Origin of the sequence: Nostoc sp. 106C, assembly GCF_002154725.1 — a bacterium.
In the GTDB taxonomy this organism is placed as follows: Bacteria; Cyanobacteriota; Cyanobacteriia; order Cyanobacteriales; family Nostocaceae; genus Aulosira.
In genome coordinates, this window is the sequence record NZ_MTAW01000062.1 from 1 (window position 1) to 13,562 (window position 13,562).

Below are 13,562 nucleotides of genomic sequence, written 5' to 3' on the forward strand. Positions count from 1 at the left end.
GCTGGACTGATTAACTATGAACTTGCTCTTTTTTCTTGATTCATGCAAGAGGTCTAATGCATTAACTCCTATTATTGAGACTGCGATCGCTTTTTTTGCTTCTGTGTTAAAACTCAGTCTAGTTCCAAGATGCTAATTGCAGCTGGCGATTTATTTTTCAGGTGGCAAATCTACACTGTAGAGAGTTTCCCCTTTCAAGTTAAGCAATGCTACTGTCATCACATTTGTATAACTATTGATTTTGACTGTGCCAAAGAATTGTAAGCCTTCACTTGGAGGTCGATTTGCTTTTGTACCTGGAGGGATACTGACAAACTTCACTTGCGGCCCAAAGGTATTGTCAAGTTTATTTGGCCCAAATGTACCTGAATTGAGGGGCCCGGCCACAAATTCCCAAAAAGGCTTGAAGTCGGTAAACTGTGCTTTAGCCGGATCGTAATAGTGGGCTGCGGCATAATGTACATCAGCAGTTAACCAGACAACATTTTTAATATAGTTGCGTTTAATAAAACGTAGTAAGTCAGCGAGTTCGAGTTCTCTTCCTAAGGCTGGGCCATCTCCATTCGCCCAAGCTTCAAAGTTAGTGCTACCATCTGGAACTACAAGCCCTAGCGGCATATCACTAGCAATTACTTTCCAGGTTGCTTTTGATTGCTGCAATTGCTTTTTCAACCATCGTATTTGTTTGCTAGCTAAAAATTCTGTATCTTGACTTTGTATTGTTTGGCGATTTTCAGTGTTTGAACCTCGGTAGGTACGCTCATCAAGCATGAAAATGTCTAATAATGGCCCATAGCTGAAAGAGCGATAAATTTTAGCTTTGTCTGTTTTATCATTTTTATAGCGAATGGGCATATATTCTAAAAACGCTTGCCTTGCTCTTTGGGCTAGCAAAGAAACATCTTTGACTGTATAGCGATCGTCGTTTTGAATAATCTGCCCAGGATACCAATTGTTCCTTACTTCGTGGTCATCCCACTGAGCTAGTATAGGAACTTCAGCGTTAAAGCGCCTGATGTTTTCATCCAGCAAATTGTATATATAGTTACCACGAAATTCTGTGAGAGTTTCTGCTACTTTAGATTTTTCTGGGGTGGTGATGTTTTTCCAGATAGTGCCATCGTCCAGCGTTACTTGTGATTGAATGGGGCCATCAGCGTAAATATTGTCGCCAGAATGGATGAAAAAATCTGGATTAAGTTTGCGGATAGTTTCGTAAATTTTCATTCCACCGAAATCAGGATTAATACCCCATCCCTGTCCGGCGGTATCTCCACTCCAAGCAAAAAATATATCTCGCCGCTGTTTGGCGGGAGTTCGGAAAGTACCCGCAACAGGAGCGCTGTATATATTTGGCTCTGATAAATTTTGGAATATTACGCGATAAAATATTTGCTGACCTGGGGGTAAGTTTTCGAGATTCAGCTTTGCTGTAAAGTCGCTATCTTCCAAAGCATTTGGCCCGAAAACACGCTGCACCCGCCGAAAAGATTCGTTGGTAGAGTATTCTACAATCATGCGTGCCGGGCGATCGCTACGACTCCAAATGAGAACGCTATCATTGCTGATATCTCCGCAAGCTACACCATAGGGTATGCCAGGGCGCATTTTTTCTGATGTAATGATGGCAGGTGCTTGGGCGAAAACTCTTGATTGTGATACAAGATTGTGAGCAATAATTCCACCGCCTGTAAGCGCTGAAGTTAGCAAGAATTGGCGACGGTTTAGCTTCAGTAGAGGTTTAGATTCCATAAATTATATGACTTGTGTTTAGCAAAGTTGCAAAAATTACTAATAGTAGAAGTACTACAAAAATGTATCAATTACAAAGTTGGAATTTATCACAATGAATAACGATTATTAGTAAATTTTCAGTTATCCAAAAGTTAAGGAAGAAGAATATTCCAAGCTGGACGCAATAACCTAATTTAGTAACGTGTGTTATTGCTGAGGGTATGGCATCTTGAATGGTTAGCGGTGCGTTGCGCGACAACGCTACTTAGTTTTAATTTCTTATTGCCTCAGCTTGAGAACAAATCTCAGAAAACCCACTTACGCGATCGCATTAGACTTCTTGCAGAAGTCGGTTAAAGGGAAAGGGGAAAAGGGGAAAGAAACTCAAAACCCTTTCCCTTTAACCTTTTCCCTTTCCCCCCCTTGCAAAAATATATTTTTGCAAGGGGTCTATTGATAATTTATTAGTTACGGAAAATGGCAAAGCGATTAAATTAATTTAGCTTTGCACCCAACTATCAGCCGCAACCTTGAGTTTTTCAGTCTTGCTATTCGCGGGATTTCAGTATGGCTTCTGTGACGATAACAAGTTTGTACTACCGTCAATAAATTGGCAGGATTTTTAAGGGATGGGGTTGGTCATGCTGGTTATCTTTTTTAACGTTTTATCTATAAACAAAATTAAACCCTCTCCTGTCATTTAGGTGAGGGTACTTGGAAGTTCACTACAAAAAAATTAAATTGTTGTAACACTACAAATCGGAGCTAAAAAGCACCTAATAATACACTTAGAGTAAACAGCAAACACGTCCCCATTGCTATCAAGACAATCGTGGGGTAAGGTGCGTGATTAGTTTTGTCTAGATATTGATTTCTCTGACGGTCTTCTTCAGTTAAAGCTTTAAAACTTATTTCCCGCATGGTATGATTCCCTCTCTTAACTTCAGTGCATTTAAGAAAAAGATAAACTTTTCTAACTATCCTAAATTAAACTACAGTCATAATGATAATTCCGAGCAATGATAAAAACATCTAAAAAAGTTTATCTAGTTTAATTGATGACAAAAAAAATCAATATTTAATACTAATAGATACAGTTCATTACAAATCTACAAAATGGTGGGTCAATGCTCGCTTGACTTTTAAGACAGTTGCTACGATTATCCTTAACACCAAGCGTATTGAGGATTGAAACCCTGGCTCAAAAGAGAGTTGCTCTCTGGCGCGTTCGTCGAAGACGTTGCCGAAGGCATCGCATTGGTGAAATTCAGAAAGACAAAGTTCGGGGATTCCCCAAGCTTAACAACTTCTACTAGCTCTGTAAGCCAGATTTTGTAAGCTTTTTAGATGATGTACATATTATTGGCTCAGGGGAAATTTGCCAGAGTAATCTAAATTTATAGCCATTGATTCAGGCTAGAACTCTCAATTTAATTAATCTAACTCAATAGAAACATGGACACCGAACTAATTTATCCTTGTCCTTGTTGTGGCTACATGACTCTAACTGAAAAGCCACCAGGTACGTACCTCATCTGTCCAATTTGCTTTTGGGAAGATGATGATAATGAATCAGGATATGGCTGGGGCGGATCTAATCATGTATCTTTACGCCAAGCTCAACTTAACTTTATTGCTTTTGGTGCTTGCGAGCAAGAATGGCTGGGCTATGTACGTCGTCCTAATACTGATGATGTGCGGGTTCCTAATTGGCAAACTATCGAGACTTTAGGCAAACAAGCTAGTGTAACTCTTATTGAGAAGATTACTGCTGCTTTTGATGGTGTCAAGCGTGAAGATGGTATTTCGCTACACGCAGCCAGGGCACTAGATGACTGGCATAGTATGGAAGAGGCGCAAAAGATTGGTCGTCAAATAGATTGCGATCGCAAATGGCAAGATGTCCCCGAACAGTGGATTGCAGAGTTTTGTGATGTTTTTGCGTTCTTCGATCCTAAAGGCTTTCGCTACTATATTCCCGCTTACATGGTTTGGGGGTTAAAACATTATCAGTCTGCAAATTTAGTTTGTACAAGCTATATAGTCTTTGTTCTCACTGACTCTGATGGTTATTATCGTGAGCATTTGCGGTTACTCAACGAAGCCCAATTGCAGGTAGTAAAAGAGTTTTTAGACTTTATGGCTACCTATAGCGATTATTAAATGCATCTATTCAGCTAAACAAAGTTCGGGGATTCCCCCAAGTTTGATAACTTCCCTTACTGTCTAAGCCAGATTTTACAAGCTTTTCCACTTTCTGACACTTTGTTGGCTTAGGGGAAATTCCCTGAAATATTCTCAATACATAGATGAAACAACTAAAAATTAAATATCACTCAGCCAATATGTTAAAACTTACCTACACCGAAAATAGCTTTAGTTTAGAATATCTTGAAGAATCTTTGGTAGATTGGGTAAATCAAAGAGTTGTACTAGCTCTGCATTCTGCAACTAATATTTACATCGAATCTAGTAACGCTGCTTTTGTTTTACCTACTGAATTATCTCATCTGGCAAGTTTAGAGAAACTAAAGCAAGAAAATATTTTAGAAATCTACCCTTGTGATGCTTCTAATACGGAAGTTATTCTCAAAGGTACTTGGATAACTTCTCATCAAGACGGTGAAACAGGTATTTTCGTCACTTCACTGAGCAAATCTGCGGAGTTATTGCTTCAGCAACTCTCACAAACAGAACAATTATGTTACGTTTGATTATTCAGTAACTCAGTCTTGCTGTTCGCGGGACTCTGGTGCGACTTCCGAACCCGATCTGTGAAATCGTCCTAGCTAGTCGTGCCGCCTTTCCCCGAACAGCATCCCAAAAAATTTAAAATTCAAATTGCGATCGCTCTCTTCATTTGCGTTGGCGATCGCTTCATGAACACTAACATCCTGTCCCGATTGGAGAAGATAGACTTCTTATAGAAAGATTTTTGCAGGTTGCATAAAAAGTCTAATCCAGGTAGGTATGGGGTAATGGTGCGTTTAAAACTTTGGCAATGGGTTGTACTAGCAACACCGATCGCTTTTATCATCACTTTTTTACTGGTAGCCGCAGGTTCCCAGATTCATGCATGGAGGATTAATTGGATCTGGGCTGTGTTCACGCTGATATTTGTCGGCTGGCGTTGGTTGCTGGTTAAATGGACTCGCCCAGAGGTAGAGCAACTAGAAGCAGCATTAGCACAAGTCAGCGAAGAATTGGCATCAGTTGGAGATAGTAACCAATTACCAAGCGGAAATGACGTTACTACTCAAGCCCAAGCAGTCTTAAATGAAGTTTTGCAAGCAGCACAAAACGATCGCCCGATTTGGGAAGATTGGCCAACTTTCTGGACGCGATGTCAAAATTTGGTTGTAGCGATCGCTCAAATCTACCATCCTGAGGTTAAATATCCTCTATTAAATATTTACGTTACCCAAGCCTACGGGTTAATCCGGGGAACAGTAGATGACTTGGATCAATGGATACAAAAGCTATCACCAGCCCTCAATCAGGTGACAGTTGGACAAGCTTACCAAGCATACGAAGTCTACCGGAAGTTAGAACCATCCGCCCGGAAACTATTTAAAGCTTGGAACTGGGCACAATGGCTATTAAATCCAGCAGCAGCTTTCGCAAAAAAAGCCAGTCAACGCTACACAAGCCAAGCTAATCAGGAATTATTAGTAAATTTAAGTCAAATGCTGCGGGAAGCCGCTTTGCGGAATTTATGCCGACAGGCGATCGCGCTTTATAGTGGTAGTACTTTACCAACTGCTGAATTCTCTTCCCCAACTCCGACGCTACCCAAGGTTAAAACTCAAACCCTACGAGACATCTTAGCCCAAGCAGAACCGACGGCAGCAGTTGCCCAAAAACCTGTGAATATTCTGCTTGTAGGACGCACAGGTTCAGGAAAAAGCAGTTTAATTAACACTTTATTTCAGTCAGAACTAGCAGCGGTTGATGTTTTGCCTAGTACCGATCAAATTCAAAGTTATCAATGGCAGACTTCCAGTAAAGAAAGCCTGACACTTTGGGATACTCCTGGTTATGAGCAAGTCGACCGTGCTGATTTTCGAGAACTAGTTTTAGACTATGCCACAAAGGCAGATTTACTACTGTTAGTCACACCTGCTCTCGATCCTGCCCTGCAAATGGATGTAGACTTTCTCAAAGATATGAAGGCAGAAGTTAAAGATCTACCTGTAATTACGATAGTTACCCAAGTAGATCGTCTGCGTCCGATCCGCGAATGGCAACCTCCTTATAACTGGGAATGGGGCGATCGCCCGAAGGAAATTTCGATTCGAGAAGCGACACAGTATCGGGTGCAATTGCTGGGGGATTTTTCTAAGTTAGTTTTGCCTGTAGTAACAGCTGATAGCAAAACTAATCGATCTGCTTGGGGAATAGAAACTTTATCTTTAGGATTAGTAGATGCGATCGCACCTGCAAAACAACTGCGTCTAGCTCGTTTTTTACGTAACCTGGAAGCCCGTACTGTTGCGGCTGCGAAAATTATCGACAACTACACCTTCCAGATGGCGACAACTCAAGGACTGACTTCACTGCTCAAAAGTCCCGTCCTTCAGTTTATTTCCACCATATCAACCGGCTCGCCTACTCTGGCATATTTGCTAGCAGAAAAAATTCCCGTGGAACAGTTGCCGGTTGTGATTGGTAAGCTGCAAATAGCTTATGAGCTTTTCTCTTTATTAAATACAGGTGACTTTAGTAAGCCCAACTTTGATTTACTAGCTCTCTGGCCCTTGCTGCTGGAAAATACTACCCCAAGCGATCGCAACGCTTGGGCTTTTGGTCATGCTTTAGTTGAATATTGGACTCAAAACCTCACAATTGAACAACTCCAAGAACGGTTTAATTATTATTTACAGCAGGCGTGATTCAGTGCCTAACGCTCTTTAATCACTCTCGTGAGATAAAAATCTACAACCCTTATTATGCCGGACTTTTATAAATTTAGGCGTAGGTTGGGTTTCGTTCCTCAACCCAACATCCTTAAACCTTGATCTAGTTGGGTTTCACTGCGTTCAAACGCCACTTCACTCAAGTCGGGAAACCCGCCCACGTGAGTGGCTCCCCAACCTACATTTATTTTCTCTCCCCAAAGTGACGGAAGAGCGCTAATCAGTCGTATTGAGATTCTTGCAACAACTTGTTGGATTGTAGAAACATTGTATAGAAAGTCTCTACAATCCAAAATCAAGGCAGCTAGTTAAATGCGCTGTACTCCCGGACGACCGTCTTCAACTATGAATGAAGCAGCGTTACTAATCGTACCAGATGGAGTTGTGACGTTTGATAGCACCAAATAGTCTGTCCTCCAGGTGGTGGGAGTTACAGAACAGCGGAGATAGCCGCGTCGATTGTTATAGAACTTAATGTGTGGATTATCAGTGCTGTTGACATAGCTGGGGATAGTATCCGATCCATCTCCAGCAGAGCTAATTGAAGTACCAACGAATTCACTGCCAACTATAGCGGAGTTTGGGTCATTAAAGTTAGCCTTTAAATCCATTGCCCAATTGTTATGGACATCACCTGTTAAAACTACAGGATTAGATGGTTTGCGCTGTTCTAAGAAACGCATCAGGCGATCGCGGGAAGCCACATACCCATCCCACTTATCCATACTGTAAGTACTGCCTTCTCCTGCTGTTCTGTCGATTTGAGCAACTATCACCTGTTGAGCCAGAATATTCCATTTAGCGGCTGATTTATTTAAACCATCGTATAACCATTCCTCTTGAGCTTTACCAGTAATAGTTGCTTGTGGGTCAAGATTTTCTGGGCAACGTTCTTTAGTACCATCACCGCAAGGTTGATCGGTACGATATTGACGAGTATCTAAAACATGAAATGTCGCCAGATTACCAAAATTCAATCGCCGATAAAGTTGCATATCAGGGCCTACTGGGCGCGAGAAGGGACGCAGTGGCATATGTTCGTAGTAAACCTGATAAGCAATTGCTCGCCGTTGTAGAAAAATTGCTGGATCTTGATCTGGTTCGTTATCAACTTCTGAGATGAAGTTGGCGTAGTTATTTTCTACCTCGTGGTCATCCCAAGTTAGAATCCAAGGAAAGGCTGCATGAGCAGCTTGGAGATTGGTGTCTAATTTATAGAGGGCGTGACGGTTGCGGTAATCTTCCAAGGTCAGAATTTCTGAACTATTATGTTGTCTGGGAATGGTAGGACTGATAGGACTTATTCCTCCCTCATAGATGTAGTCACCAACATGGACTACTAAATCGAGGTCATCCTGAGCCATGTATTTGTAGGCAGTATAGTATCCCTGTTGATAATTTTGGCAGTTTGCTAGTGCAAACTTCAATTTATTGGAGTTGCTACCCAATGCTGGAGTAGTACGAGTTCGGCCAATTGGGCTAGCTTCATTGCCTACAATAAACCGATACCAGTACCAGGTATCAGGTGAGAGTCCTTCAACTACTACCCGAACTGAATGAGCTAGTTCTGGCGTTGCCAGTTCTGTACCTCTGGACAAAATCCGCTTCATGTTGGGGTCGGTTGCTACTTCCCAGCGAATTGGCACATTCACAGGTCGCATTCCACCTCCATTTAACGGTTCGGGCGCTAGACGAGTCCATAAAACTACGCTGGTATCATCAGGATCGCCTGATGCCACACCAAGCTTAAAAGGATAATCAGAAAATCTGCCTTTAGCGATCGCACGTTGATGAGAAAATTGGCTAGCGATCGCTAAACCAGTAAATACTCCTGCCCCAACGATCAGGTTGCGCCGCTTGATGGGATTGTGTAGCAACCGCTCAAAGTTCCCGTACTTTAGCATCCTTCCTTTATCCCTGAATAAATAGGTCAATGAAAGCAGAGAAACATATGACACTACAAAAATAGGGCAATGATAGGCAAACTCTATCAAGGATACCCTTGCTAAATCAGACTTTAACAACCTGATTTTTCTGCTAATTTGAATGTGTCAGATATTACTTTGCTTGACCAAAATTACTGGGTAGACATTAATTCTATACAAAGGAAGAGTTAATTTTAACTTAACTTTTATATATTAATAAGTCATGTTTAAATAACGACTTTAACATGTTATGACCTGGCAAAAAATAAGTTATTCAATTCTTAGAACTAAGCTAATCCGTCTTGAAGTTGCATAATTCTTAGCCTCAGAGAGAGGCGGGGATGCAATTTGAATGATTATTAGCTTAATAAAATATCTGATTCTTCCCTTGTTTCCAGGAGAATAAGACATTTTTTAATTGGAAGTTCTTGACTATTTCCTACTACTTTTCAATCAAGCTTTTTTGTAAATCTGCTTATTTGCTATCTATATAAATTAGAAACTGCTCTTGCTGAGTGTTTAGTTAAGAGCAGTTTTAAAATATTATGCTTGATGATTAGTGAGACCCAGAGTAAGAATCTAGGCATCTTCAAGTTCAAATTGGGCCACGGTAATCGCGTTAAAAGCAAAAGCTAATACTAATGGCATAGGGCACTTAAAGAAGATCGTAGATAATACAGCTACAAGCGTGCCAATTATTGCTGATATAGACCAACATCTTTCTTCAACAGTTAGCCCCTTTTCAGCTTTAATCAATCTGAGCACGTGCATTGGAATTGGTTCAGGCATTACACCGCCTGGAGGAAAAGCCCAGTAGTTATTGCGTCGCTCAACAAATAAATCTGTCCAGCCATTTTCTAGGCACCATGCCTCAATCCATTCGATAGCGTAATGATTCATCATCGGGTTGCTAGTGTAACTTGTTGAATTTGTGTAGTTCTTTGAATATAAATACTTAGGAGAACCAACAGCAGTTATTTAACTGCTATAAACTTAAAGCTGACTCTCCACTTAAATAAAGCTTTATAAGCATTTGTGACTTATAAAAATACACTTAAACAATGCTTAGCTTAATTACAAGACTAACAGCCGATTGAGGTTGGTTAAATCAAAATACAATAATCTTAACCAGAAGCTAAATAAGTAAACTATTGTAAATAGCTCTATGGGTGGTTGCTGAAATCTAAAATAGTCATAAAAAAAATATATATTCTAAAAACCTATTTTTTAAGTCAAGAATTGTAAACAAATTATCGCTGATTGCTTGTAGGTGAGCGATTATTTCAACCCGATAAATCTGGAACGGTTTCTAACCAGCAATGTTTTAGTATTTTAGTGATACCTAAAGAATGTAACAAAATATTAAGCGATCGCTAGTTAATTTCTCCCCATTTAGTTTTGTAGTCAGACAATTACTCTCCTTAACTCTGCTATATGACTCTTGTCGAAATGCGATAAGCTAAAAGGCAGTGAGCGCGAACTACATAATATAGGCTGGGGAAAAAGGCTGATATTTTTTACTCAGCACTCAGTACTCAGTACTATTTCAAGTCAGTGACTAGATACCAAATGAGCTAGCGGATATGTTTTGGCGGCAAGGGTTGGCATTAATTTTGGGGATGATGGTATTGTTCATTGCTTCCCCTGCACTGGCAGATTGGACTCATCCGCTGTCATTTAGCAATGCAGAGTTAACAAGACGTGATTTTTCGGGGCAAAGTTTACAAGCAGCAGAGTTTTCTAATGCCAATTTAGAGCTGGCTAACTTTGCAGGTGCGGATTTGCGGGGAGCAGTTTTGAGTGCTTCGGTGATGACACAAGCAAATTTGCACGGAGCAGACTTAACAAATGCAATGGTGGATCAGGTAAACTTAACTGGATCTGATTTAAGCGATGCTGTTTTAAAAGAAACCCTTTTATTACGTGCAATTTTTACTAATGTGAACATCAGCAGTGCAGATTTCACTGATGCCGTTTTGGATAAGGCTCAAATCAAAGAACTGTGCGCCAAAGCCAGTGGTGTCAATTCCAAGACTGGTGTGCAAACTCGTGATTCTTTAGGATGTCAATGAAGCGTGTTGGTATAATTGGTGGCGGGCAACTGGCCTGGATGATGGGGGATGGGGCAAAGAAGTTAGGCTTGGAATTAATAGTACAAACTCCCAGTAGGCAAGATCCAGCAGTAAATATTGCCCAGGAAACAGTTTTTGCGACCGTTGATGACGCTGCTGCTACAGAGGTTTTAGCCAAAAAATGCGATGTCATCACCTTTGAAAACGAGTTTGTCAACCTAGAAGCTTTATCTGCTTTAGAAAATCAAGGTGTTTGTTTTCGTCCCAGATTAGCAGCTTTGGCTCCCTTGTTAGATAAATATCACCAGCGTTGCTATTTACAAGAATTGGGATTACCAGTTCCCCATTTTTTTGCTCTAGATAATACTGTCCAACCAGAAGAACTGCAATCTAAAATTGAACATTTGGGTTTTCCTGTAGTCCTCAAAGCCCGACGCCACGGTTATGATGGCCAAGGTACTTTTATCATTAGGGATTGGGCTAGTTTACAGAAAAAGCTAGCTGGCTTTAGTACAGAAAAAACTGTCAATCAACCACTATTTTTAATAGAGGAATTTGTACCATTTGAAAGAGAGCTGGCGGTAATTGCAGCTCGTTCTGTGAATGGAGAGGTAGTTACATACCCAGTTGTCGAAACGCAACAAGAACAACAGGTTTGTCGGCGTGTGATTGCACCAGCAGACATTACGGCCAATCACGCGGCAGAAATAGACGCGATCGCACACACTTTATTAAATAATCTACAAGTGGTAGGAGTTTTTGGGATTGAGCTATTTCTGACCACAGATGGTAAAGTCTTAGTCAATGAAATCGCCCCCCGTACCCACAATTCTGGACACTTTTCCCTAGACGCTTGCGAAACATCCCAGTTTGAACAACAGCTAAGAGCAGTTTGTGGTTTACCTTTGGGTAATCCTGCTTTCAAGACTCCTAGTGCTGTTATGGTTAACCTTCTCGGTTACGAAACTTCCCAAAGCGACTACCAAAGCAAACGCCAAGAAATAGCAGAAATTCCTCAATCCTATATCCACTGGTACGGCAAGAAAGAATCCCGTCCTGGGCGTAAGCTAGGACACGTCACCGTTTTACTCGATAGCCAAAATCGAGATGCGGCAATTGCGATCGCTCGTACCATAGAATCTATCTGGTATCCCGGTTGAATTTGCTAGAAAATTTCTATATTGAGCACACAACAAGTTTTGAAGGCTATAATGAGTTAGTTGCACTACGACGTTGGTGACTGCCATCAAGTTTTTTGATCTATGTCTTTAAAGAAAAGGGAATCAAGAGTTCTCGTGGCAGTAGACCGGGCAAGTACCCGGAAACTTTAAACGAGAGATTTAGATACCCACCTGGTTTAACCAGGTCATAAACTTAGGTAAAACGGCGTCGCGGTGAACTCAAAAATTTTTAGCTCCCAAAGTAAAGTGCAACTTTGGGAGCTTTAATTATTTAATATAGAAAGATAAATTTATTAAATAATTTCATCATCCACATATCAAATGCCAAATTGTATGAAGAATCAACAATAGCCACCCATCAAAACCAAATCTGTATAAATTGATTCTGAATTAGCTACGCTTCAGAGTTAATATTGCAAAATTGCGTTAAATTGTGGTTAAAGCTACAAAAAATTGTCAAAACAACAACCTATTCATTGCGTGTTCCCAGCCTCGGTTTTCCATCTGGACAATGGTTTAACGTTGATTCACCAAGAGATTCCGACTACCCCTGTAGTTGTGGCGGATGTTTGGGTGCGTGCTGGAGCAACCCTAGAGCCTGAACCTTGGTTTGGGATGGCTCACTTTTTAGAACACATGATCTTTAAAGGTACAGCGACATTACCGCCTGGGGTCTTTGATTATAACATTGAAAATAAAGGTGGAGTGAGTAATGCGGCTACAAGTTATGATTATGCCCATTATTCCCTGACAACAGCAGCTCCTTACCTGCAAGAGACTTTACCGCATTTGGGGGATCTGTTGCTGAATGCAGCAATTCCAGAAGATGAATTTAGCCGCGAACGGGATGTGGTACTAGAGGAAATTCGCTCTTATCACGACGATCCAGATTGGTTAGGATTTCAATCTTTAATTCAGAGCGTTTATCAGGATCACCCTTACGGACGTTCAGTGCTGGGTACAGAGCAAGAACTCATGCAGCACTCTCCAGAAGCTATGCGCTGTTTCCATCGTGCCCATTACCAACCGGAAAATATGACGGTGGTAATTGTGGGAGGAATCAATGAACAGTCAGCCTTAGATTTGGTAAATTGCTCTTTTGATAATTTTGCCGAACGCTCTGATTGTCCCCTGTCGCAAAAAATACAACAGCCAGTAATCCAGGGAATTCATCGTCAAGAACTGCATTTACCAAGACTAGAGCAAGGGCGGTTGCTGATGGCATGGCTGGCACCTGGAGTAGAACAACTCCGGACTGCCTATGGTTTAGATTTGCTCTCAGTGTTACTGGCGGAAGGCAGAACCTCACGCTTAGTGCGCGATCTGCGGGAAGAACGGCAATTAGTACAAGGTATTTGTAGTAATTTCGCCTTACAGCGAGAATCGAGTTTATTTACAATTACTGCTTGGGTTGAACCAGAACATTTAGAAAAAGTTGAGTTTTTGATTCGCGCTCACTTGGAAGAATTGCAGAATACACCAATCAGCCAGCATGAAATTACCCGCACGCGCAGGCTGCTATGTAATGAGTATGCTTTTTCCACAGAAACGCCAAATCAGCTTACTGGGCTTTATGGTTACTACAATACGATCGCCCAAGCAGAATTAGCAGTTACATATCCTCAACAAGTTTTATCTTTTGATGCCCAAGAACTGCAACAATTAGCTAAACAGTATCTTTCACCGCAAAATTACGCTGTTACTATCCTTAAACCCTGTTAGTCATTAGTCATT

General features: G+C 41.1%; 11 protein-coding genes and 1 other RNA gene. 8 read left to right on the plus strand and 4 right to left on the minus strand.

Annotated elements, in window-relative coordinates; translation table 11 throughout:
* Positions 1 to 150: 150 nt before the first annotated feature.
* Positions 151 to 1,752, minus strand: coding sequence for an alkaline phosphatase D family protein (locus BV375_RS05545; RefSeq protein WP_086758137.1), 1,602 nt, complete (start codon positions 1,750 to 1,752; stop codon positions 151 to 153).
* A gap of 747 nt (positions 1,753 to 2,499) precedes the next feature.
* Positions 2,500 to 2,655 carry a hypothetical protein gene (locus BV375_RS36585; protein ID WP_166507382.1) on the minus strand — a complete coding sequence of 52 codons (156 nt, stop codon included), beginning with the start codon at positions 2,653 to 2,655 and terminating at the stop codon, positions 2,500 to 2,502.
* Between the two features lie 534 nt (positions 2,656 to 3,189).
* On the opposite strand from BV375_RS36585, the gene BV375_RS05550 reads away from it, so the two are divergent.
* From BV375_RS05550 to BV375_RS05560, 4 genes are all read left to right on the plus strand, one after another.
* Positions 3,190 to 3,897: a DUF6714 family protein gene (locus tag BV375_RS05550; RefSeq protein ID WP_086758139.1), complete on the plus strand. Its 708-nt coding sequence runs from the start codon at positions 3,190 to 3,192 to the stop codon at positions 3,895 to 3,897.
* Positions 3,898 to 4,043: 146 nt separating this feature from the next.
* Positions 4,044 to 4,448 carry an alr0857 family protein gene (locus BV375_RS05555; protein ID WP_339376876.1) on the plus strand — a complete coding sequence of 135 codons (405 nt, stop codon included), beginning with the start codon at positions 4,044 to 4,046 and terminating at the stop codon, positions 4,446 to 4,448.
* A gap of 81 nt (positions 4,449 to 4,529) precedes the next feature.
* Positions 4,530 to 4,661 carry a hypothetical protein gene (locus BV375_RS38635; RefSeq protein ID WP_279432904.1) on the plus strand — a complete coding sequence of 44 codons (132 nt, stop codon included), beginning with the start codon at positions 4,530 to 4,532 and terminating at the stop codon, positions 4,659 to 4,661.
* A 51-nt stretch (positions 4,662 to 4,712) separates the two neighbouring features.
* Positions 4,713 to 6,626 carry a GTPase family protein gene (locus BV375_RS05560; protein ID WP_086758141.1) on the plus strand — a complete coding sequence of 638 codons (1,914 nt, stop codon included), beginning with the start codon at positions 4,713 to 4,715 and terminating at the stop codon, positions 6,624 to 6,626.
* Between the two features lie 332 nt (positions 6,627 to 6,958).
* Here BV375_RS05560 and BV375_RS05565 read toward each other — a convergent pair whose 3' ends face one another.
* Positions 6,959 to 8,554, minus strand: a complete 1,596-nt coding sequence (locus tag BV375_RS05565) for an alkaline phosphatase (RefSeq protein WP_086758143.1) — start codon at positions 8,552 to 8,554, stop codon at positions 6,959 to 6,961.
* Positions 8,555 to 9,154: 600 nt separating this feature from the next.
* Positions 9,155 to 9,478 (minus strand): hypothetical protein, encoded by a 324-nt coding sequence (locus BV375_RS05570; RefSeq protein ID WP_208096001.1) that lies wholly within the window; start codon positions 9,476 to 9,478, stop codon positions 9,155 to 9,157.
* Positions 9,479 to 10,158: 680 nt separating this feature from the next.
* Between BV375_RS05570 and BV375_RS05575 the strand changes: the two genes are divergently transcribed.
* The 4 genes from BV375_RS05575 (at position 10,159) to BV375_RS05590 (ending at position 13,550) form a co-directional block, all read left to right on the plus strand.
* Positions 10,159 to 10,647: a pentapeptide repeat-containing protein gene (locus tag BV375_RS05575; protein ID WP_086758147.1), complete on the plus strand. Its 489-nt coding sequence runs from the start codon at positions 10,159 to 10,161 to the stop codon at positions 10,645 to 10,647.
* Positions 10,644 to 11,807, plus strand: coding sequence for a 5-(carboxyamino)imidazole ribonucleotide synthase (locus BV375_RS05580; protein ID WP_086758148.1), 1,164 nt, complete (start codon positions 10,644 to 10,646; stop codon positions 11,805 to 11,807). The genes BV375_RS05575 and BV375_RS05580 overlap by 4 nt, the downstream gene beginning before the upstream one ends.
* 59 nt (positions 11,808 to 11,866) lie before the next feature.
* Positions 11,867 to 12,049: non-coding RNA, 6S RNA (ssrS, locus tag BV375_RS05585), on the plus strand.
* A gap of 259 nt (positions 12,050 to 12,308) precedes the next feature.
* A complete protein-coding gene (locus BV375_RS05590) occupies positions 12,309 to 13,550 on the plus strand; it encodes a pitrilysin family protein (RefSeq protein WP_086758150.1) in 1,242 nt (413 codons plus the stop codon).
* Positions 13,551 to 13,562 lie beyond the last annotated feature (12 nt).